This window comes from Alicycliphilus denitrificans K601 (assembly GCF_000204645.1).
GTDB classification, from domain to species: domain Bacteria; phylum Pseudomonadota; class Gammaproteobacteria; order Burkholderiales; family Burkholderiaceae_C; genus Alicycliphilus; species Alicycliphilus denitrificans.
Genome location: NC_015422.1, coordinates 2,393,894 through 2,415,313 on the forward strand (window position 1 = coordinate 2,393,894; position 21,420 = coordinate 2,415,313).

Below are 21,420 nucleotides of genomic sequence, written 5' to 3' on the forward strand. Positions count from 1 at the left end.
TCGCCGGCGGGAGCCGTCACGCCAGCTCGGCCTGCTGTGCCACGTGGTGGATGAAGGCCGCCGCCTGCAGGGTGCGCAGATCGTCACCGTAGGCGCCGATCGCCTGCACCCCCATGGGCAGCCCGCGCGGCCCCCGGGCGATGGGCACGCAGACGCAGGGCACGTGCATCAGGCTCCAGAGCGCGCCGAACTGCGCGGAGCCCGAATCGGCGATGCCTTCGTCCGCCTCGCCCTGCGCGGGCGGGTACAGGATCGCGTCCACGTCGCCGAACAGGTCCGCCAGGGCTTGGCGCCCGGCCAGGGCGCGCTGGCGCATGGCGAGGTATTGCGCGGCGTCGATGCCTTCGCCACCCGCCAGGCGCGCCTGCAGCCGCGGGCTGAACTGCGCCGCATGGTTCTGCCGCTCGTACGCCAGGGACTGGCGCGCCTCGAAGGCGAAGAGGCGGCCCTGCATCCCGATCAGCGGCTCCAGCGCGGCCGGCAGCCGCATGCGCCGGACGGTGGCGCCCGCGCGCTGCGCCGCGGCGGCGATGCGCTCGATGGCTTCGGCCATCTCGGGGCGGACGGCATCCCACTGCGACGACAGGCAGACGGCGAGCCGGGGGCGCTCCAGCGGGCCGGCCTGCACGCGCATGCCGTGCAGGCCGAAGGCGCACAGCGCCGCGTCCTGCACCGTTCTAGCGAGCAGCGTGATGGTGTCCTGCGACGGGCTCAAGGGCTTGAGGCCGGCCGTGTTGAGAAAGCCGAAGGTCGGCTTGTAGCCCACGATGCCGCAATAGGACGCGGGCCGCACCGTGGAGGCCGTGGTCTGCGTGCCGAAGGCCACGGGCGCCATGAAGTCGGCCACGGCCGCGGCCGAGCCGCTGGACGAGCCGCCGGGCGTGTGTTCCAGGTTGAGCGGGTTGCGCGTGCGGCTCGGCGTCTGCGTGGCGAACTCGCTCGTGGCCGCCTTGCCGAGGACCAGCCCGCCGAACTCCCGCACCCGCGCCACGCAGGCCGCATCGGCCACGGGCCGGTGGCCGGCGTAGATGGGCGATCCGTAGGCGGTGGCCAGGTGCCGGGTGTCCAGCACGTCCTTCACGGCGAACGGTATGCCCCGCAGCGGCGCGCCGCCGCCGCGGTCCGCGGCGCGGGCCTGCGCCAGCGCCCAACCGGCGTCCACGGCGGTGAAGGCCAGCACCTGGCCGTTGCGTTCCTCGATGCGTTCCAGGCATGCCTGCGTGAGCGCCTCGCTCGTGAGGCTGCCTTCCGCCATGGCGCGCAGGGCCTGCAGGACCGACAGGCGGTTTGGCGACTCCATGGGCGCGCTCATTGCGGGGCGATGCCTGCTTCGCGGATGGTCCTGGCCCAGCGGTCGTGCTCTTTCTTCACGAAGGCCGCGAACGCCTCGGGGCTGTCGCCGATGGGCTCGGCCCCCTGGGCCAGCAGCGATTCCTTGACCTTGGGATCCTGCAGGATGCGCACCACCTCGTGGTTCAGCCGCTGGATGATGGGCCGCGGCACGCCCGTGGGGGCGAAGAGGCCGAACCAGCCTTCCACCTCGTAGCCGGGCACGCCACTCTCCGCGATGGTCGGCACCTCGGGCAGCAGCGGCGTGCGCCTGGAGGACGTCACGCCGAGCGCCTGGAGCTTGCCCGCGCGGATGTGCTGCAGGCACAGCGGCAGGTTGCAGAACATAGCGCTGACCCGGCCGCCCATCACGTCGGTGACCGGGGCGCTGCCGCCCTTGTAGGGGATGTGCAGGAAGTCGGGAATCTGGGCCATGCTCTTGAACAGCTCGCCCGACAGATGCATGCTGCCGCCCGCGCCGCTGGAGGCGAAGCTGTATTTCTCCGTCTTCGCGGCCTGGATGAAATCCCGGACGCTGCGCGCCGTCACCTGCGGTCCCACGACCAGCACGTTGGGCATGGACGCGACGTTGGTGATGGGCGCGAAGTCCTTGATGGCGTTGAACTTCAGGTTCTTGTGCAGGCTGGGGTTGATGGCGTTGGTGCTGGCCGCGCCCATCATCAGGGTGTAGCCGTCGGGGGCCGCCGCCGCCGCGTACGCGGCGCCGATGTTGCCGTCGGCGCCGGCCCTGTTGTCCACGACGACGGGCTGCCCCAGCGCATCGCCCAGGCGCTGGGCCACGATGCGCGCCAGCAGGTCGGTCACGCTGCCGGCGGCGAAGGGCACCACCATGGTGACGGGCTTGACGGGGTAGTCCGCCGGCGCAGGCGCCTGCGCGTGTACCGTGGCGGCCAGGGCGAGGATGGCGGACGCGAGCAGGGCGCGGCGATGGGTGGAGTGGGGCAGGGGCATGGCTGTGTGAGGGATGAGTGGATGGGCGACGTTGCTTTCCGAAGGCTATGGTCGTGCAACTAATATGTCCAATATAAAATTCAATAATTATTAGGACGTAATTTGAAATAATGTTGCTCTCCCGCAACCTGCTGGCATTCATCGCAGTGGCCGAGGAACTGCATTTCGGCCGCGCCGCGCAGCGCCTGCACATCAGCCAGCCGCCGCTGAGCCAGCAGATCCGCCAGTTCGAGGAAGAGGTCGGGGCGCCGCTGCTGGTGCGCACCACGCGCTCGGTGCAGCTCACCCCCGCGGGGCGCCTGATGCTGGAGCGCGCCCACCTGCTGCTGGCCGAGGCGGGCGCCGCGCTGCACTCCGTCCGGCGCCATGCCGTGGGCGACGAGGGCGTGCTCACGCTGGGGTTCACCCACAGCACGGTCTACCGCGTGCTGCCCAAGGTGCTGCACGCCTTTCGGCAGGCATGCCCCAACGTGGTACTGGAGCTGCGGCAGCTCACGTCCGACCTGCTGGTGCAGGAGGTGCGCAGCGGCCGCCTGGACGTGGCGATGCTGCGGTTTTCCTCCTCCATGGAGAGCGCCGACCTGATGTCGCGGGTGATCACCCACGACCCGATGGTGCTGGTCCTGCCGCTGGGGCACCCGCTCGCGGCGCATCGGCGCGTGCCGGTCCGGCTCCTGCAGGGGCTGCCCTGGGTGGGCTATGAGATAGAGGGCGCGCGCTACTTCCATGAACTGGAGGAAAAGGTGCTTGCTGGCGCGCGGGTGCGCCCCAGCGTGCAGCACCGCAGCCTGCTGCCGACCCTGCTTGCCCTGGTGGAGGCGGGTATGGGCGCGGCGCTCGCCCCCGCGTCTGCCGCGCAAGGGGGGGCGGGGCGTATCGAGTGGCGGGAGCTGTCGCTGCCCGAGGGCTGTGCGCCCCTCGATGCGGTGCTTTCCTGCGTCTGGGCCGCGGACAACTGCAACCCGGTGGTGCAGCGGTTCCTGGACTGCCTGTCCGATGCAGTGCTGCAGGACGAAGGGGCAGGTTAGAGTGGCGGGCCTCGCCACTCGAACGAACCACACGATGACCCTGCAGTTCCAGCCCGTAGCCTCCGGCGCCCGCCTTGCCGACCAGGTGGCCGATGCCCTGGAGGCCGAGATCCGCGGCGGCCGGCTGGCGCCCGGCGCGCGGCTGCCGACCGAGGCGGTGCTGGCCACGCAGTTCGCCGTGAGCCGCACGGTGGTGCGCGAGGCGGTGTCGCGGCTCAAGTCGCTGGGCATGGTGGATTCGCGGCAGGGCAGCGGCGTGTACGTGCGCGCGGCCGGCGCCGAGCCGCTGCGCTTCGAGGCGGCGCACCTGGCCTCGCGCGATGCGGTGGTCCAGATGGCCGAGCTGCGCCGGCCGCTCGAATCCGAAGTCGCTGCGCTGGCCGCCGAGCGGCGTACGCCGCAGGACCTGGCGCGCATCCGCGCGGCCATCGGCGCGCTGGACGAGGCCGTGGCCGCGGGGCAGGGCGGGGCCGAGCAGGATCTGGCCTTCCACCTCGCGGTGGCCGAGGCGGCCCACAACCCTTTCCTGATCGGCACGCTGCAGTACCTGCACGGCTTGCTGCAGGGCGCGATCCGCGTCACGCGGGCCAACGAGGCGCGGCGCGACGATTTCGCACGCGAGGTCGCGCGCGAGCATGAGCGCATCGCCCAGGCCATCGAGGCGGGCGACCCCGTGGCCGCGCGCGAGGCGGCCAAGACGCACATGGACAACGCCATCCGCCGCATCGGGCAGGCCGACCCTGCGTTCTGGCGGCAGGAGGGCGCGCGGCTCGCGCAGCCGCTGGTCGAAGGGCGCGCCACGCGCCAGCGCTGACTCCTGGTATCTAGGGTTAACCCGTATCGGCATGAAATCCCTTGATTTGTATGATGACCTGATGAATTAATCCTTCGCCCAGCAAGGATGGCACCCGCGGGCAGGGCCTTTCGTGCTCCTGCACCGTCATTTCGATCCGGGAATCAACGCTCATGTCTTCTTCTGTTTCCGCCGTACTTCCGGCGGCCGGCGCCGAGGGCGCGCTCGAAAAGCGGGCCTACGGCAAGGTGTTCTGGCGCCTCGTGCCCTTCCTCATGCTGTGCTACGTGGTCGCGTACCTCGACCGCGTCAACGTGGGCTTCGCCAAGCTCCAGATGGCGCAGGACCTGGGCTTCAGCGAAACGGTGTTCGGCCTGGGCGCCGGCATCTTCTTCCTGGGCTATTTCCTGTTCGAGGTGCCCAGCAACCTGCTGCTGCACCGCGTGGGCGCGCGCATGTGGATCGCGCGCATCATGATCACCTGGGGCATCCTGTCGGGCTGCTTCATGTTCGTGGAGTCGCCCACCGGCTTCTATGTCCTGCGCTTCCTGCTGGGCGTGGCCGAGGCGGGCTTCTACCCCGGCGTGATCCTCTACCTGACCTACTGGTACCCGGCGCACCGGCGCGCGCGCATCATCGCCGTGTTCATGTCGGCCATCCCCGTGGCGGGCATCTTCGGCAACCCGCTGTCGGGCTGGATCATGGACGCGTTCCATGGCGCGTCCTCGCTGCAGGGCTGGCAGTGGATGTTCCTGATCGAGGCCGTGCCCGCGGTGCTGGTCGGCATCATGGTGCTGCTGTACCTGGACAACGGCATCCAGAAGGCCCGCTGGCTCACTGCCGAGGAAAAGGCGCTGCTGGAGCGCGAGATCGAGGCCGACCACGCCCAGGGCGGAGCGCAGGGCCCGCATTCGGTGGCGGGCGTGTTCCGCGACATGCGCGTGTGGTGGATGGCGCTGATCTACTTCGCCTTCGTCATGGGCCAGTACGCGCTGACCTTCTGGATGCCCACGCTGGTCAAGGCCACGGGCGTGCAGGGCAACTTCCACATCGGGCTCTTGAGCGCGATTCCCTTCCTCTGCGCCATCGTCGCCATGAACCTCTTCGGCCGCAGCGCCGACACGCGCCGCGAGCGCCGCTGGCACCTGATCGTGCCCTCGCTGATGGGCGCGGTTGGCTTCACGGTGGCGGCCTCGTACACGCAGAACACGGTGGTGGCGCTGGCCTTCCTGTCGCTGGCGGCCGCCGGCGTGCTGACTTGCGCGCCGCTGTTCTGGTCGCTGCCCACGGCCTTCCTGTCGGGCACGGCCGCGGCGGCGGGCATTGCGGCCATCAATTCCGTGGGTAATCTTGCGGGGTTCGTGAGCCCCTACCTGATCGGCTACCTCAAGGACCTGACCGGCAGCACGCAGATCGGCATGTACGTGCTCTCGGCCGTGCTGGTGCTCGGCGCCATCGGGGTCTGGCTGGTGCCCAGAAAACTCGTCAACCGCTGAAGGAATCCCGTATGAGTGCATCGCAACCTACCGTCGGCCTCGTGGGCCTGGGCGCCATGGGCCTGGGCATGGCGCAGTCGCTGCGCCGCGCGGGCCACGCGCCCCATGTGTTCGACCTGCGGCGCGAGGTGGCCCAGGACTTCGCCAGGGACGGCGGCACGGCCTGCGAGACGCTGGCCGAGCTGGGCGCGCGCTGCGACGTGGTGGTCTCGGTGGTCGTCAACGCCGCGCAGACCGAAAGCGTGCTGTTCGGCGACGACGGCGTGGCCGCCACCATGCGGCCCGGCAGCCTGTTCGTGATGTGCTCCACGGTCGATCCGAACTGGTCGGTGGCGCTGGAATCGCGCCTGGCAAAGCAGGGCATCCTGTACCTGGACGCGCCGATCTCCGGCGGCGCCGCCAAGGCCGCGAGCGGCCAGATCACCATGATGACCGCCGGCACGCCCGAGGCCTATACGCGCGCGGGCGGCGTGCTCGACGCCATGGCCGCCAAGGTCTACCGCCTGGGCGACAAGGCGGGCGCGGGCAGCAAGGTCAAGATCATCAACCAGCTGCTGGCCGGCGTGCACATCGCCGCCGCGGCCGAGGCCATGGCGCTGGGCCTGCGCGAGGGCGTGGACCCCGCGGCCCTCTACGAGGTGATCACGCACAGCGCGGGCAACAGCTGGATGTTCGAGAACCGCATGGCCCACGTGCTGGCCGGGGACTACACGCCGCTGTCGGCCGTGGACATCTTCGTGAAGGACCTGGGCCTGGTGCTGGACGTGGCGCGCGCGAGCAAGTTCCCGCTGCCGCTCTCGTCCACCGCGCACCAGATGTTCATGCAGGCCTCCACCGCGGGCTTCGCGCGCGAGGACGACAGTGCCGTCATCAAGATCTTCCCCGGCATCACGTTACCTTAGCTGCTTGCGCTTGATACACAAGCGCTAGAGCCAGATCTGGCTTGTAACTCCATACACAAGGAACCATCCCATGAACATCCTCATCACCGGCGGCAGCGGCTTCCTGGGCGCGCGCCTCGCGCGCACCCTGCTGGCACAGGGCAGCCTGGCGCTGGCCGGCGCGCCCGCGCAGCCCATCGAGCGCGTGGTGCTGGTCGATCGCGTGGCGCCGCCGGCCGACCTGGCCGCCGACGCGCGCGTGCAGCCGCTGCTGGGCGACCTGGTCGAGCAGCTTGCCGCGGGCGCGCTGCCGCTGGCCGAGGTGCAGGCCGTGTTCCACCTGGCGGCGGCGGTCAGCGGCGAGTGCGAGGCCGACTTCGACCTTGGCATGCGCAGCAACCTCGACGCCACGCGCCAGCTGCTCGAAGGCTGCCGCCGCGCCGGCCACGCGCCCGTGTTCGTGTTCTCCAGCTCGGTCGCGGTGTTCGGCGATTCGCCCGAGCAGCCGCTGCCCGCCGTGATCGAGGACACCACGCTGCCCACGCCGCAGAACAGCTACGGCATCCAGAAGTTCATCGGCGAGCAGCTCGTGGCCGACTGCACGCGCAAGGGCTTCGTGCAGGGCCGCAACGTGCGCCTGATGACGGTGAGCGTGCGCCCCGGCCGCCCGAACGGCGCGGCGTCCAGCTTCCTCTCGGGCATGCTGCGCGAGCCGCTGGCGGGCGAGCGCGCGCGCTGCCCCGTGGCGCCCGGGACGGCCGTGGCGCTCTCGTCGCCCGGCAACACGGTGCGCGGCATCATCCGTGCATCGACCGCAAGCGCTGCCGAGTGGGGTGCGCGCACCGCCGTCAACCTGCCCGCGCTCACCACCACCGTGGGCGAGATGGCCCAGGCACTGGAGCGCGTGGCCGGCAAGGAGGCCACGGCACTGATCGACTGGGAGCCCGATGCGCAGATCGCCAGGATCATCACGGGTTGGCCCAGCCGCTTCGCACCGAAGCGCGCCCAGGCCCTGGGCTTGGCGGCAGACGAGAGCTTCGAGGCCATCCTGCGCGACTACGTGCGCGAGAACCCGCAGGCCGTCAAGCTCGCGGTGAAGGGCTGAGCCATGGGCAAGCTGCTGCTGGGCTGCATCGCCGACGACTTCACGGGCGCCACCGACCTCGCCAACAACCTCGTGCGCGCGGGCATGCGCGTGGTGCAGGCCATCGGCGTGCCGGATGGCCCGCTGGCGGCGGACGTGGATGCCGTCGTCGTCGCGCTCAAGTCGCGCACCAACCCCGTTGACGAGGCCGTGGCGCAGTCGCTTGCCGCGCTGCGCTGGCTGCAGGGACAGGGCGCGCACCAGATCTACTTCAAGTACTGCTCCACCTTCGACAGCACCCCGGCCGGCAACATCGGCCCCGTGACCGAGGCGCTGATGGATGCGCTGGGCACCGAATTCACCATCGCCACCCCGGCCTTCCCCGACAACAAGCGCACCGTGTTCAAGGGCTACCTGTTCGTGGGCGACGTGCTGCTGAGCGAGAGCGGCATGCAGAACCACCCGCTCACGCCCATGGCGGACCCCAACCTCGTGCGCGTGATGCAGTCGCAGTGCCGGCGCAAGGTGGGCCTGATCGACCACGCGGTGGTCGCGCGCGGCGCCGCAGCCGTCACCGAGCGCATCGCGCAGCTCAAGGCCGAGGGCGTTGCCATCGCCATCGTCGATGCCGTCTCCAACGACGACCTGCTGCGCATGGGTCCCGCGCTCGCGGCGCTGCCGCTGGTCACGGCGGGCTCGGGCGTGGCGATGGCGCTGCCGGCTAACTTCGGCTTCGCGCCGTCGCCCGCGGCGAGCGTGCTGCCCTTCGGGAGTGGTCTGCGCGCCGTGGTGTCGGGCAGCTGCTCGCTGGCGACCAACCGGCAGGTGCAGGACTTCATCGCGCGCGGCGGCGCGGCGCTCGCCATCGACCCGCTGCGCATCGCGGATGGCGCCGACGTGGCGGCCGAGGCGCTCGCCTGGGCCACGCCGCTGCTCGCGCGCGGCCCCGTGCTCGTCTATTCCACGGCCGACAGCGGCGCGGTCAAGTCCGTGCAGTCGCGCCTGGGCGCGGAAGAGGCGGGCGCGATGGTGGAGCGCACCATTGCATCGATAGCGCGCGGCCTGGTCGAGCGCGGCGTGCGCCAGCTCGTGGTGGCGGGCGGTGAGACATCGGGCGCCTGCGTGCAGGCGCTGGGCATCACGCAGATGCAGATCGGCCCGCAGATCGACCCGGGGGTGCCGTGGTGTCATGCGCAGGCGCTCGGCGCCGGCCTGCACATCACGCTCAAATCCGGCAACTTCGGCGGCGACGATTTCTTCACGCGCGCGTTCGAGGTGCTCGCATGACCGAGGCACAGGCGCGCGAGGAGATCTGCCGCGTGGGCCGCAGCCTGTTCGAGCGCGGATACGCGCACGCCACGGCGGGCAACATCAGCGTGCGGCTCGACGACGGTGGCTTCCTCATCACGCCCACCGACGCCTGCCTGGGCTTCCTCGACCCCGCGCGCCTCGCACGGCTGGACGCGCAGGGCCGGCAGGTGAGCGGCGACCGCGCGAGCAAGACCATCGCGCTGCACACCCGCATCTACGCCGCCGCGCGCGCGTTCGACGCGCAGACCGCCTGCGTCATCCACACGCACAGCACGCACTGTGTGGCCCTCACGCTGCAGCCTGCGGAGGGCGAACTGCTGCCCGCCATCACGCCGTACTTCGTGATGAAAGTCGGCCACGTGCCCGTGATCCCCTACCACCGCCCCGGCGCGCCCGGGGCGGCCGAGGCCGTGGCCCAGGCCATCGCGCGCTACGGCGCGCAAGGCACGCCGCTGCGCGCCGTGATGCTGGAGCGCCTGGGCCCCAACGTCTGGCATGACACCCCCGCCGCCGCGATGGCGACGCTGGAGGAACTGGAGGAAACGGCGCGCCTGTGGCTGCTGTCTTCCCCCAAGCCCGCCGCGCTGGACGCGGCGCAGATCGACGAACTGCGCGCCGCCTTCGGCGCGCGCTGGTAAGGAACCCACATGCCCCGCTTTGCCGCCAACCTCTCCATGCTCTATGGCGAGCATGCCTTCCTCGACCGCTTCGCCGCCGCCGCCGCGGACGGTTTCAAGGGTGTCGAATACCTGTTCCCCTACGAATTCCCCGCCGCCGAGATCGCCCGGCGCCTGAAGGACAACGGCCTCGCGCAGGTGCTGTTCAACGCGCCCCCCGGCGACTGGGCCGCGGGCGAGCGCGGCCTGGCCTGCCTGCCCGGGCGCGAGGCCGAGTTCCGCGAAGGCTTCGCGCGCGCGCTGGACTACGCCGCCGCGCTCGACTGCCCGCGCATCCACGTGATGGCCGGCCTCGTGCCCGCGGGCCAGACGCGCGAGGCTTTGCGCCCGCTCTACATCGACAACCTGCGCTGGGCGGCGGAGCAGGCCGCGCAGGCCGGGCGCAACGTGCTCATCGAGCCCATCAACACGCGCAACATCCCCGGCTTCTTCCTCAACCGCCAGGACGACGCGCACGCCATCGTCCAGGCCGTGGGCGCGCCCAACCTGCAGGTGCAGTTCGACCTGTACCACTGCCAGATCGTCGAGGGCGACGTGGCCATGAAGATCCGCCAGTACCTGCCCACGGGCCGCGTCGGCCACTTCCAGATCGCGGGCGTGCCCGAGCGGCACGAGCCCGACATCGGCGAGCTCAACCACCCCTACCTGTTCTCGGTCATCGACGAGGTGGCCGCGCAGTGCGGCTGGCAGGGCTGGGTGGGCTGCGAGTACCTGCCCGCGCGCGGCGCCGTGCCCGGCGGCACCACGGCGGGCCTGGGCTGGGTGCGCGGTTTGCTCTGAATAAAGTAGCTTATGGCGCTTGCCGGGTAAGCGCTAGGGGCCTATTTGGCTTGTAGCTCCTGCGTGGGGCGGAACAGCGCATCCAGCACCGGCAGCAGCGCAGGAAACTCCTGTGCGAAGCGCTCGCGGTGCACGAAGTAGGCCTCGCAGGCCACGGCGAAGAACTCCGCCGGGGCCGTGGCGCCATAGGCGTCGAGCCAGGGCCACTCGCCGCCGAAGCGCTCGGCGATGATGACCCGTTCTCGGAACTGCTCGTAGGCCGGCTCCCAGGCCGCGCGCCAGGCGGCGTGCGCGGCGCGGGCGTTCGCGGTGCCCAGAAAGCCCGGCGGCAGGGGCGGGCAGCCGTCGGCGCCGCCGTTCTTCATGTCGATCTTGTGCACGAACTCGTGGATCACCACGCTGGTGGCGTGGCCCTCGCGGCCCGCGCCTTGGACGGCGGGCCAGGAGAGCATCACGGGGCCGTTCTCCATGGCTTCGCCCAGCAGCACCTCGTCGTAGTGGTGCACCACGCCGGCCTCATCGACGGCCTTGCGGCGCGCCAGGGCCTCGGCCGGGTGCACGACGATGCCCACGAAGTCGTCGTACCACGCGAGCGCCTTGCCGGGCTCGCCCCAGTGCAGTAGCGGCAGGCAGGCCTGCGCGGCGATGGCCACGGCCATGGCGTCGGTCACCACGAGGCCGTGCGCGCCCGAGAATTCCTTGCGGTGCAGGAAGAGGGCGCTCAATGCGCGCAGCTTGGCCTGGTCGGCCAGAGGCAGCGCGGCGAGGAAGGGGTAGCGGTTCAGCGTCTGCAGCCACAGGTCGGCGCCGATGTCGGGGATCGGGGCCACGGCAGAGCGCACGCGCCGGGCCAGGCGGGAGAGGAAGCGGGGCATGCCGCTACGTGGGGGCGAGCGGGATGCGCTGCAAGCCCGCGTCCGTGAGCCGCAGCACGCCGGCGCGCGGCGGCGTGGCCTCCAGGTCCCAGTCGGTGAGCACGTGGCGCGCGAGGCCGGGCGCGAGCACGTGGTTCGCCGGCAGGTGCGTGTGGCCGTGGATCAGCGCACCGGCGCGCGCGGCGCGCAGCCATTCGATGGCGGCGGCGTTGTCCACGTCGGCATAGGGGGCCGTGCCGGCCTGCTTGCGCGCCTCGCTCTCGCTGCGCGCGCTGCGGCCCTGGGCGCGGCGCTCATGCAGCGGGCGCGCGAGCAGCTGCGCCTGCCATTGCGGGTCGCGCGCGAGGGCGCGAAAGCGCTGGTACTCCACATCCTGCAGGCACAGCGCGTCGCCGTGCGAGAGCAGCCAGTGCCGGCCCGCGAACGTGAGCGCCGTGGGGTCGGCCAGCACGGGAATGTCCGTGCGCCGCGTGAAGCCCACGCCCACGAGGAAGTCGCGGTTGCCGTGCATGAAGAACAGGGGACGTCGGCGCGCGGCCTGCGCGAGCAGCTCGCAGCATTCGCTCTCGAAGCTGCCGCGCTCGTCGATCGCGTCGTCGCCCACCCAGACCTCGAACAGGTCGCCGAGCAGGAACACCGCGTCGGCGGGCGTCGCGGCAAGGTAGCGCGCGAATGCCTGCACCGTGGCTGGGTGGCTGCCCTCCAGGTGCAGATCGGAAACGAAATCGACCGTGCGCCACGCGGCCGGCGCTGCCAGCTCGGCGATGGGCGGCACGGTCGCGGCCATGGGCTTACAGCGCCACGGCCTTGTCGATCACCACGGCGTCGAACGGCACGTCGTCGTGGAAGCCCTTGCGCGTGGTGCGCACCTTCTTGATCGCGTCCACCACGTCCTGGCCCTTGACCACCTTGCCGAACACGGCGTAGCCCCAGCCCTGGGGCGTGGGCGCGGTGTGGTTCAGGAAGCCGTTGTCCACCACGTTGATGAAGAACTGGGCCGTGGCGCTGTGCGGGTCGCCGGTGCGGGCCATGGCGATGGTGTACTGGTCGTTCTTCAGGCCGTTGGCGGCCTCGTTCTCGATGGGCGTGTCGGTGGGCTTTTGCTTCATGTCGGGCGTGAAGCCGCCGCCCTGGATCATGAAGCCCTTGATCACGCGGTGGAAGATGGTGCCGTCGTAGTGGCCCTTGTTCACGTAGGCCAGGAAGTTCTCGGTGGACTTGGGCGCGTTGGCGGAGTCCAGCTCCAGCGTGATGACGCCGGGGGTGGCCGTCTCGGCCACGTTGATGGTGACGTGCAGTTCGACTTGCGGGTTGCTCATGGCGGGTGTCCTTTCGGTTGTCTACTTGACCAGGGTTGCGGATTGGATGATCACGGGCGTGGTGGGCACGTTCTGGTAGGGCCCGCGGTTGCCCGTGGCCACGGCCTTGATCTTGTCCACCACCTCGGTGCCGCTCACCACCTTGCCGAACACGGCATAGCCGTGGCCATCGGGGCTGGGGGCGTTGAGCATGGCGTTGTCCTTCACGTTGATGAAGAACTGCGCCGTGGCCGAGTTGGGATCGGCCGTGCGCGCCATGGCGATGGTGTACCTGTCGTTCTTCAGGCCATTGGCGGCCTCGTTCTGGATGGGGGCCTTGGTGGGCTTTTGCTGCATGTCGGGCGTGAAGCCGCCGCCCTGGATCATGAAGCCGTCGATCACGCGGTGGAAGATGGTGCCGTCGTAGTGCTTGTCCCGCACGTAGGAGAGGAAGTTCTCCACGGTCCTGGGCGCCTTGGCCGCATCGAGCTGCAGCACGATGTCCCCCATGGACGTGGCGAGCTTCACCTGGGGAGCCGCCGCGGTCTGGGCCAGCGCGGGGGGCGTGCCCAGCAGCGTGCCAAGCATGGCGCCGGCCAGTGCCAGTGCCGAGGTTCTTCTGGAAATCATCCGATCACTCCTTCGAAAAAGATCTGCCAGCGGGCCCCCTTGCGGGTCCAGTACTGGCGCTTGACGGGGCCCGTGCGGGTGCCTTCGGTCACTTCGCCGAAGGTCACCACCATGGTGTCGCTGCTGTCGGTCCAGCGCAGCACGCTCTTGTCCTTGAGTGCTACGGCGCGGCCCTGCAGTGCCTGGGCCTCGGCCTGCAGGGCTTGTGACCACTGCTGCAGATCCTGGTTCCGGTGGCTCTGGAATTCGGGAGCATAAAAGCCCAGCAGACGCTGCGTGTCGCCCTGGGACTTGGCGCTGCGCCAGGCTTCAAGCACGTCGTGGAACGACTGGCGCTCGGCCTGCAGCGCCTGGGGCTTGACCCAGCGCAGTTCCCTGGCGATCACCACGGGCGTGGTGCGCGGCTCCACCGTCTTCAGCAGGCGCTCCAGGTCCGGGTTGGCCAGGACCAGGCAGCCGTCGGTGGCCAGCGGGGCGCGCGAGAACTGGCTGGGGGGCGTGCCGTGCAGCCAGATGCCGCTACCGGTCTTGCCCCTGCGCAGGTCCAGCGGATTGGGGTAGTTGATGGGCAGGGCGCCCGCGCCGTAGAAGTCCTTGAGCGTCGCGGGATCGAGCCGGCTGGTGATGTAGTACACGCCCAGCGGCGTGCGCTGATCGCCCTCGGCCTGCTTTTCGGTCCCCAGCTTGCCGACAGAGGCGTAGTAGTCGGCCACCAGCACCAGCCCCTTGTCGGTGTTCTCGAACAGGTACAGCCGCGAGCGCGAGGCGTCCATGGCGATGGCGTGGCGCGTGCGCGCAGACAGCTCCAGGAACTGGGCCGGGATGCTGCCCTGCGGGGGGCGGGCCTTGAGAGCATCCACGCGCAGGCGCGATTCGGCGCGCAGGTCCGACAGCGTGTCGATCGCCGCGGGCGGCAGCGCCTGCGGCGTCGGCGCCGCAGCAGCCGAGGCCAGCGAGATGCCCGGAATCTGCGCCGGCATGGGCCTGGCGGCGGCCGCGGGCGGCGGCATGGCCACGTCGCCCACCCGGCCCACGGGGCGCGCCCTGGCGGCCAGCAGGTCTCCAAGCGCCAGCTGGGCGAGCTGGAAGTTGGGGTGGTCGCGCACCAGGCGCTCGGCCAGGGGCAGGGCCTGGCGGGCGTGCCCCTCGGCCGTCAGGCGGTAGATTTCGAGCAGGCGCCGCTCCGCGTCGCCGTCGCGCAGGGGGGCGGGGGCCGCGGCGCGCACGGGCTTGCGCTGCTGCGCCTTCTTGCCCGATGGCTGGCGGGCCTTCTTCTCACCTTGTGCCGCCGCGGCGGGCGCAGCCAGCAACCCGGCCATGACGGCCGTGGCCAGGGCATGGCCGAAGGGGAAGGGGCTCAGGGGCATGCGTGGTGTGCGTCGTGAAAACGGCTTGCGGCGGCGCCCGCGCCGCATCCAGCCAGGGGCAGGGCGCGCGCTGGGAACTCAGCCGCCCGTGGATTCACGGACGATGGACCAGTGGCCACTTTGGTTCACCATGTCCAGCGTTTTGCGGCTCGAGACGTTCATGCTGCCCGAGCTGTATTGCTGGCGGAAACGCGCCTGGGCCTTGTCGCCGTCCACATGGACGCGCAGGTCGCTGATGTCCACGGTGATCTTGGCGCGGCCGACGATGCGTTCGCGGCGCTCCTTCTCCCAGGCCGCGCGGCTCGACTGGTTCTGGGGCCGGAAGTTCTTGGCGTAGGCGCCCAGGTAGGCGTTCATGTCCTGGCTCTCCCATGCGGCCGCCCAGGCGTGGACGGCCTTCGCCACGTCCTTCTCGGCGCTGCTGGAGGCGGCGGCCTTGGGCGCCGCCGGTGCCGGGGCATCGGCGGGCGCTGCCGGCGCGGCCTGGGGCGCGGCAGCGGGGGCAGGAGTGGGCGCCGGCGCCGGTGCGGCGGCGGGTGCCGGTGTGGGAGCGGCAGCCGGAGCGGGCGCAGGCGCAGGCGCGCGCGCGGAGGAGGCCACCTTGGAGACGGTCGCCTTGGCGTCGGCGGAGAACAGCTCGCGGATCAGGGCAAGCTTGGGGCGCAGCGAGTTGGCCTGGGTGGCGTCCAGCTGCAGGGCCTTGTTGTAGGCCTGGCCCGCCAGCTTGGCATAGATGTCGCCGAGGTTCTCATGCGCCGTGGCGTAGCTGGGGTTGGTGCGGATGGCCATCTCCAGGGCGGCGCGCGCCTTGTCGAGCTGGTTCTGGTTGGCGTAGAGCACCGCCAGGTTGTTGTAGGGCTCGGGCAGTTCGGGATAGTCTTCCGTGAGCTTGGTGAACGTGGCGATGGCGTCGGCCTGCTTGCCAGTGTCGGCCTGCGCCACGCCGCGCAGAAAGCGCAGCTGGGGGTCGCGCGGGTTGGCGGCGATGCGCTGGTCGGCCTTGACGAGGGCCTCCTGCGCCTTGCCGGTGCGCAGCAGCTGCGTGATCTCGGAGTAGTCGTCCGCCGCATGGGCCAGTGGCATCCCCAACAGCGCCGACAGGGTGGCAATGCGCAGGAGTCGGGAAAGGGGGCAGCTTGCGTGCTTCATTGGCGAGGGCTGGGTGGGAATGCCGAGGTGGCAGAGAGAGGCGCTTATACTGCGACGATTGTAGCTGAGGGGGTGTCATGACGGCGCCGCTCCGCCGCCGGCCTTGGCTACGGTGCGCGCCAGGCCTGCAGCCGTCTTTGGATACCGCGCTGGCTGCCGGGTATCGCCTGGCCGGCCACGCGGCACGCCGGCTGCAATTGCCACTGTTTCTCACTGTTGTCCCATGAGTTTGCGCATCTACAACACGCTGTCGCGTGCATTGGAAGACTTTTCCCCGCTCGAGGCCGGCCATGTACGCATGTACGTGTGTGGCATGACGGTGTACGACCTGTGCCACCTGGGCCATGCGCGCTCCATGATCGCCTTCGACGTGGTGCAGCGCTGGCTGCGCGCCTCGGGCCTGGCCGTCACCTACGTGCGCAACATCACCGACATCGACGACAAGATCATCCGCCGCGCCGTGGAGAACGGCGAAACCATCCGCAGCCTGACGGACCGCATGATCGACGCACTGCACGAGGACGCCGACGCCCTGGGCATCGAGCGCCCCACGCACGAGCCGCGCGCCACCGAGTACGTGCCGCAGATGCTCTCCATGATCGGCACGCTGCAGAGCAGGGGCTTGGCCTACCAGGCGGCCAACGGCGACGTGAACTACGCGGTGCGCAAGTTCCCGGGCTACGGCAGGCTCTCGGGCAAGTCGCTCGACGAGCTCAACGCCGGCGAGCGCGTGGCCGTGCAGGACGGCAAGCTCGACCCGCTGGACTTCGTGCTCTGGAAGGGCGCCAAGCCCGAGGAGCCCGCCGAGGTCAAGTGGCAAAGCGCCTACGGCGAGGGCCGCCCGGGCTGGCACATCGAATGCTCGGCCATGGGCTGCACGCTGCTGGGCGAGAGCTTCGACATCCACGGCGGCGGCGCCGACCTGGCCTTCCCCCACCACGAGAACGAGATCGCCCAGAGCGAGGGCGCCACGGGCAAGCCCTTCGCCCGGGTGTGGATGCACAACGGCTTCATCAACGTGGACAACGAGAAGATGTCCAAGAGCCTGGGCAACTTCTTCACCATCCGCGACGTGCTCAAGGAGTACGACGCCGAAACCGTGCGCTTCTTCGTCGTGCGCAGCCACTACCGCAGCCCGCTGAACTACAGCGACGTGCACCTGGACGACGCGCGCGCCGCCCTGAAGCGCCTGTACACCGCGCTGAGCCTGGTCGCGCCCGCGCCCGTGGCGATCGATTGGGCGGAGCCGCACGCCGCGCGTTTCAAGGCGGCCATGGATGAGGACTTCGGCACGCCCGAGGCCGTGGCCGTGCTGTTCGACCTCGCGGGCGAGGTCAACCGCAGCAAGTCGCCCGGGGCGGCCGGGCTGCTCAAGGCACTGGGCGGCCACTTGGGCCTGCTGCAGGGCGACCCGCAGGCCTTCCTGAAGGCCGGCGCGGGGCTCGACGAACCGGCCATCCAGGCCCGGATCGCCGCGCGCGCGGCCGCCAAGGCCGCGAAGAACTTCGCCGAGGCCGACCGCATCCGCGCCGACCTGCTGGCCCAGGGTATCGTGCTCAAGGACTCCGCCGCGGGCACGACCTGGGAGGCGGCGCAGTAAATGTATTCAGACTCAAATATGCCTCTGATGCAGGCGGGGTAAGCTGTGGCAGCTATAAAAAAAACAGCAGAAGCAACCCCTCCCGACTATTGGGCCGAGGCCTGCAAGCACCTGACCAAGCGGGATCGCGTGATGCGCCGCCTGATCCCCCAGGTGGGCGACGTGGCGCCGTACCCGCGCGGGGACGCGTTCAGCACGCTGGCGCGCTCCATCGTGGGCCAGCAGGTGTCCGTGGCATCGGCGCAGCGCGTGTGGGACCAGTTCGCCGCGCTGCCGCGCAGCATGACGCCGCGCAGCGTGCTCAAGCTCAAGGTGGACGACATGCGCGCGGCCGGCCTTTCGGCGCGCAAGGTGGAATACCTGGTCGACCTGGCGCTGCACTTCGACAGCGGCCAGCTGCACGTGAAGCAGTGGGGCCAGATGGACGATGCGGCCATCGTCGCCGAGCTGGTGGCCATCCGCGGCATCAGCCGCTGGACGGCCGACATGTTCCTGATCTTCCACCTGGCGCGGCCCAACGTGCTGCCGCTGGACGACACCACCCTGATCCAGGGCATCAGCCGGCATTATTTTTCGGGCGACCCCGTGAGCCGCAGCGACGCGCGCGAGGTCGCCGAGGCCTGGAAGCCCTGGTGCAGCGTGGCGAGTTGGTATATTTGGCGGTCGCTCGCCCCCCTGCCGGTTGACTATTGATAACACGGGAGCAGGGCGGCCGGTTTCGGGCACGCCCCGAGGAGAAACAAGTTGGCAAAAAAGACCTTTCTGGACTTCGAGCAGCCCATTGCCGAGCTGGAATCCAAGATCGAAGAACTGCGGTATGTCCAAAACGAGAGCGCGGTCGATATCTCCGAGGAGATCGATCAGCTCAGCAAGAAAAGCCACCAGCTCACCAAGGACATCTACAGCGACCTGACCCCCTGGCAGATCACGAAGATCGCGCGCCACCCCGAGCGCCCCTACACCATGGACTACGTGAGGGAGATCTTCACGGACTTCGTGGAGCTGCACGGCGACCGCCACTTCGCTGACGACCAGTCCATCGTCGGGGGCCTCGCGCGCTTCAACGGCCACGCCTGCATGGTGCTGGGCCACCAGAAGGGGCGCGACACCAAGGAGCGCGCCGCGCGCAACTTCGGCATGAGCAAGCCCGAGGGCTACCGCAAGGCCCTGCGCCTCATGAAGACGGCCGAGAAGTTCAGGCTGCCCGTGTTCACCTTCGTGGACACGCCCGGCGCCTTCCCCGGCATCGACGCCGAGGAGCGCGGCCAGTCCGAGGCCATCGGCCGCAACATCTACGAGATGGCGCAGCTCGAGGTGCCCATCGTTACCACCGTGATCGGCGAGGGCGGCTCCGGCGGCGCGCTGGCCATCAGCGTGGCCGACCAAGTCATCATGCTGCAGTACTCGATCTACTCCGTCATCAGTCCCGAGGGCTGCGCCTCCATCCTCTGGAAGACCAGCGACAAGGCGCAGGACGCGGCCGACGCCATGGGCATCACGGCGCACCGCCTCAAAGCCCTGGGCCTGGTGGACAAGATCGTCAACGAACCCGTGGGCGGCGCGCACCGCGACCACAAGCAGATGGCCGCCTTCCTCAAGCGCGCGCTGGGCGACGCCTATCGCCAGCTGTCGGACTTGAAGCCCAAGGAACTGCTGGAGCGCCGCTACGAGCGCCTGCAAAGCTACGGCCGCTTCACCGACACCAAGGCCGACAGTCGCTGAACCTCCCCCGGTCTTGACGACGACGGCCCCTCGGGGTCGTCGCGCCTTGTGTGCGACCATCGCGCCCATGACCCAGTCCTTCGACGCCGCCATGCATGCCTTCGCGCCCCGGCTGCCCCTGGCCGTGGGTCTGAGCGGCGGCGCGGACTCGACGGCGCTCCTGCTCGCTTGCGCCGGGCGCTGGCCCGGGCAGGTGCACGCCTTCCACGTGCACCACGGCCTGCAGGCCGCGGCGGACGGGTTCGAGCAGCATTGCGTGGCACTGTGCGCGCGCCTGCAGGTGCCGCTGTCCGTGCGTCGCGTGGATGCGCGCCACGCCAGTGGCCAGAGCCCCGAAGATGCGGCGCGCCAGGCGCGCTACAAGGCTTTCGAGGCCCTGGCGCTCGACAATCAAGCGCGGGCAGCTATCGGAACAATAGCGCTGGCGCAGCATGCCGACGACCAGGTCGAGACCCTGCTGCTGGCCCTGTCGCGCGGCGCCGGCGTGGCCGGCCTGGCCGCCATGCCCGCGCAGTGGGAGCGCGGCGGTCTGCACTGGAGCCGGCCGCTGTTGCGCGTGGCCGGCGCCGACGTGCGCGCCTGGCTGCAGCAGCAGGGCGAGCACTGGGTGGAAGACCCCACCAATGCCGACGAGCGCTACACGCGCAACCGTATCCGCCGCCGGCTGCTGCCCGCGCTGCAGCAGGCCTTCCCGCATTTCCGCGATACCTTTGCGCGCAGCTGCGCGCACGCGGCGCAGGCCAGCGAACTGTTGCAGGAACTGGCCCGGGCAGACCTGGCCGCCGTCGGCCAGCCGCCGCGCATCGCGGCGCTGCGGCTCCTGAGCCGCGCGCGCCAGGCCAACGTGCTGCGCCACTGGCTGCGCAGCGCGCACGGCACCACGCCGGCGAGCGCGCAGCTCGATGCTCTGCTCGACCAGATCGCCGCCTGCGCCACGCGCGGACACCGCATCCACCTCAAGGTGGGCAGCGGCCACGTGGTGCGCGAAGCAGGCGCGCTCGGTTGGTACAATCGACCGGTTTTGGACCTTATTTCCGCACGGGACGGCGGCGCACCAAAACAACCTTCGCAATAGCGCCGCCCATCAGCGTTCCGTCATCGCAGATATTCCATGGCACTGTTCGTTCATAAATACGGCGGCACCTCGATGGGCTCGACCGAGCGCATCCGCAACGTCGCCAAGCGCGTAGCCAAGTGGGCACGGGCCGGCCACCAGGTCGTGGTGGTGCCCAGCGCCATGAGTGGCGAAACCAACCGCCTGCTGGCCCTGGCCAAAGACCTCGCCCCCGCGCGCGCGAGCGCGGCCTTCCACCGCGAGCAGGATATGCTGGCCGCCACCGGCGAGCAGGCATCGTCGGCCCTGCTGGCCATCGCGCTGCAGGCCGAAGGCATGGAGGCGGTGAGCTACGCCGGCTGGCAGGTGCCGATCCGCACCGACAGCAGCTACACCAAGGCGCGCATCGAATCCATAGACGACAAGCGCGTGCGCGCCGACCTGGACGCGGGCAGGGTGGTCATCATCACGGGCTTCCAGGGCATCGACGACGAGGGCAACATCACCACGCTGGGCCGCGGCGGCTCCGACACCTCGGCCGTGGCCGTGGCCGCAGCCATGAAGGCCGACGAATGCCTGATCTACACCGACGTGGACGGCGTCTACACCACCGACCCGCGCGTCGTGTCGCAGGCCAGGCGCCTCAAGAGCGTGAGCTTCGAGGAGATGCTGGAAATGGCCAGCCTGGGCAGCAAGGTGCTGCAGATCCGCTCGGTGGAGTTTGCCGGCAAGTACAAGGTGCCCATGCGCGTGCTCTCCAGCTTCACGCCCTGGGACATCGACATCAACGAAGAGGCCAAATCCGGCACCCTGATCACCTTTGAGGAAGACGAACAAATGGAACAAGCCGTCGTTTCCGGCATCGCTTTCAACCGCGACGAAACCAAGATCTCCGTGCTCGGCGTGCCCGACAAGCCCGGCATCGCCTACCAGATCCTGGGCCCCGTGGCCGACGCCAACATCGAAGTGGACGTGATCATCCAGAACATCAGCAAGGATGGCCGCACCGACTTCAGCTTCACCGTCAACCACAACGACCACGCGCGCACGCTGGAACTGCTCAGGGAAAAGGTGGTGCCCGCCCTGGGCGCGCAGGAAGTGGTGGGCGATACCGCCATCTGCAAGGTCAGCATCGTCGGTATTGGCATGCGCAGCCACGTGGGCGTGGCCGCCAAGATGTTCCGCGTGCTGAGCGAGGAGGGCATCAACATCCAGATGATCTCCACCTCCGAAATCAAGACCTCGGTCGTGATCGAGGACAAGTACCTGGAACTGGCCGTGCGCGCCCTGCACAAGGCCTTCGACCTGGATCAGCCGGCAGCCGCCTGATTCCCGGCGGCATCGCAATGGAGAACGGGCCCTGGCGGCCCGTTT

22 protein-coding genes are annotated in these 21,420 nt (G+C 69.9%); 13 read left to right on the forward strand and 9 right to left on the reverse strand.

Translation table 11 applies throughout. From position 1 onward, the window contains the following. Positions 1–16: 16 nt before the first annotated feature. Positions 17–1,300, reverse strand: a complete 1,284-nt coding sequence (locus ALIDE2_RS11425) for an amidase (RefSeq protein ID WP_013722135.1) — start codon at positions 1,298–1,300, stop codon at positions 17–19. An 8-nt stretch (positions 1,301–1,308) separates the two neighbouring features. Next, positions 1,309–2,301: a Bug family tripartite tricarboxylate transporter substrate binding protein gene (locus ALIDE2_RS11430; RefSeq protein WP_013722136.1), complete on the reverse strand. Its 993-nt coding sequence runs from the start codon at positions 2,299–2,301 to the stop codon at positions 1,309–1,311. Between the two features lie 110 nt (positions 2,302–2,411). Between ALIDE2_RS11430 and ALIDE2_RS11435 the strand changes: the two genes are divergently transcribed. Beyond that, on the forward strand, positions 2,412–3,329 hold the full coding sequence (locus ALIDE2_RS11435; protein WP_013518941.1) for a LysR family transcriptional regulator: 918 nt from the start codon (positions 2,412–2,414) through the stop codon (positions 3,327–3,329). Positions 3,330–3,363: 34 nt separating this feature from the next. After that, the gene (locus ALIDE2_RS11440; RefSeq protein WP_013518942.1) at positions 3,364–4,143 is read left to right on the forward strand and encodes a FadR/GntR family transcriptional regulator; all 780 of its coding nucleotides are present in this window, start codon (positions 3,364–3,366) and stop codon (positions 4,141–4,143) included. A 16-nt stretch (positions 4,144–4,159) separates the two neighbouring features. Here ALIDE2_RS11440 and ALIDE2_RS25175 read toward each other — a convergent pair whose 3' ends face one another. After that, a complete protein-coding gene (locus ALIDE2_RS25175) occupies positions 4,160–4,297 on the reverse strand; it encodes a hypothetical protein (protein ID WP_158307692.1) in 138 nt (45 codons plus the stop codon). Between ALIDE2_RS25175 and ALIDE2_RS11445 the strand changes: the two genes are divergently transcribed. From ALIDE2_RS11445 to otnI, 6 genes are all read left to right on the forward strand, one after another. Further along, entirely contained in the window at positions 4,296–5,618 is a 1,323-nt protein-coding gene (locus tag ALIDE2_RS11445) for an MFS transporter (RefSeq protein ID WP_013722137.1), read from the forward strand. The two genes, ALIDE2_RS25175 and ALIDE2_RS11445, sit on opposite strands and share 2 nt — an antisense overlap. An 11-nt stretch (positions 5,619–5,629) precedes the next feature. Then, positions 5,630–6,520 (forward strand): L-threonate dehydrogenase, encoded by an 891-nt coding sequence (gene ltnD, locus ALIDE2_RS11450; protein WP_013518944.1) that lies wholly within the window; start codon positions 5,630–5,632, stop codon positions 6,518–6,520. A 70-nt stretch (positions 6,521–6,590) separates the two neighbouring features. Beyond that, positions 6,591–7,604, forward strand: coding sequence for a D-erythronate dehydrogenase (denD, locus tag ALIDE2_RS11455; protein WP_013518945.1), 1,014 nt, complete (start codon positions 6,591–6,593; stop codon positions 7,602–7,604). A gap of 3 nt (positions 7,605–7,607) precedes the next feature. Next, positions 7,608–8,870: a 3-oxo-tetronate kinase gene (gene otnK, locus ALIDE2_RS11460; RefSeq protein ID WP_013518946.1), complete on the forward strand. Its 1,263-nt coding sequence runs from the start codon at positions 7,608–7,610 to the stop codon at positions 8,868–8,870. Beyond that, positions 8,867–9,532 carry a class II aldolase/adducin family protein gene (locus ALIDE2_RS11465; protein ID WP_013518947.1) on the forward strand — a complete coding sequence of 222 codons (666 nt, stop codon included), beginning with the start codon at positions 8,867–8,869 and terminating at the stop codon, positions 9,530–9,532. The genes otnK and ALIDE2_RS11465 overlap by 4 nt, the downstream gene beginning before the upstream one ends. Positions 9,533–9,541: 9 nt before the next feature. Further along, positions 9,542–10,351 (forward strand): 2-oxo-tetronate isomerase, encoded by an 810-nt coding sequence (otnI, locus tag ALIDE2_RS11470; protein ID WP_013518948.1) that lies wholly within the window; start codon positions 9,542–9,544, stop codon positions 10,349–10,351. A 41-nt stretch (positions 10,352–10,392) separates the two neighbouring features. Here the strand turns inward: otnI and ALIDE2_RS11475 are convergent, their stop codons facing one another. The 6 genes from ALIDE2_RS11475 to ALIDE2_RS11500 form a co-directional block, all read right to left on the reverse strand. Next, positions 10,393–11,226: a M90 family metallopeptidase gene (locus tag ALIDE2_RS11475; protein WP_013518949.1), complete on the reverse strand. Its 834-nt coding sequence runs from the start codon at positions 11,224–11,226 to the stop codon at positions 10,393–10,395. Between the two features lie 4 nt (positions 11,227–11,230). Next, positions 11,231–12,013, reverse strand: coding sequence for a UDP-2,3-diacylglucosamine diphosphatase (locus ALIDE2_RS11480; RefSeq protein WP_013722138.1), 783 nt, complete (start codon positions 12,011–12,013; stop codon positions 11,231–11,233). Positions 12,014–12,017: 4 nt separating this feature from the next. Beyond that, a complete protein-coding gene (locus ALIDE2_RS11485) occupies positions 12,018–12,545 on the reverse strand; it encodes a peptidylprolyl isomerase (RefSeq protein ID WP_013518951.1) in 528 nt (175 codons plus the stop codon). Positions 12,546–12,566: 21 nt separating this feature from the next. Continuing rightward, positions 12,567–13,154, reverse strand: coding sequence for a peptidylprolyl isomerase (locus ALIDE2_RS11490; protein ID WP_013518952.1), 588 nt, complete (start codon positions 13,152–13,154; stop codon positions 12,567–12,569). Next, positions 13,151–14,521, reverse strand: a complete 1,371-nt coding sequence (locus ALIDE2_RS11495) for a L,D-transpeptidase family protein (protein WP_013518953.1) — start codon at positions 14,519–14,521, stop codon at positions 13,151–13,153. Before ALIDE2_RS11495 ends, ALIDE2_RS11490 begins: the two co-directional genes overlap by 4 nt. Positions 14,522–14,599: 78 nt before the next feature. Further along, positions 14,600–15,670 (reverse strand): L,D-transpeptidase Cds6 family protein, encoded by a 1,071-nt coding sequence (locus ALIDE2_RS11500; protein ID WP_013722139.1) that lies wholly within the window; start codon positions 15,668–15,670, stop codon positions 14,600–14,602. Positions 15,671–15,893: 223 nt separating this feature from the next. Here ALIDE2_RS11500 and cysS point away from each other — a divergent pair, with 223 nt between their 5' ends. The 5 genes from cysS (at position 15,894) to ALIDE2_RS11525 (ending at position 21,375) form a co-directional block, all read left to right on the forward strand. Beyond that, on the forward strand, positions 15,894–17,270 hold the full coding sequence (gene cysS / locus ALIDE2_RS11505) for a cysteine--tRNA ligase (RefSeq protein WP_013518955.1): 1,377 nt from the start codon (positions 15,894–15,896) through the stop codon (positions 17,268–17,270). 45 nt (positions 17,271–17,315) lie between these two features. Continuing rightward, on the forward strand, positions 17,316–17,963 hold the full coding sequence (locus ALIDE2_RS11510) for a DNA-3-methyladenine glycosylase family protein (protein ID WP_013518956.1): 648 nt from the start codon (positions 17,316–17,318) through the stop codon (positions 17,961–17,963). A 51-nt stretch (positions 17,964–18,014) separates the two neighbouring features. Next, a complete protein-coding gene (locus ALIDE2_RS11515; protein ID WP_013518957.1) occupies positions 18,015–18,992 on the forward strand; it encodes an acetyl-CoA carboxylase carboxyltransferase subunit alpha in 978 nt (325 codons plus the stop codon). A gap of 67 nt (positions 18,993–19,059) precedes the next feature. Then, entirely contained in the window at positions 19,060–20,067 is a 1,008-nt protein-coding gene (tilS, locus tag ALIDE2_RS11520; RefSeq protein ID WP_013518958.1) for a tRNA lysidine(34) synthetase TilS, read from the forward strand. Between the two features lie 36 nt (positions 20,068–20,103). Beyond that, complete coding sequence (locus ALIDE2_RS11525) at positions 20,104–21,375, forward strand: aspartate kinase (RefSeq protein ID WP_013518959.1); 1,272 nt, start codon at positions 20,104–20,106, stop codon at positions 21,373–21,375. Positions 21,376–21,420 lie beyond the last annotated feature (45 nt).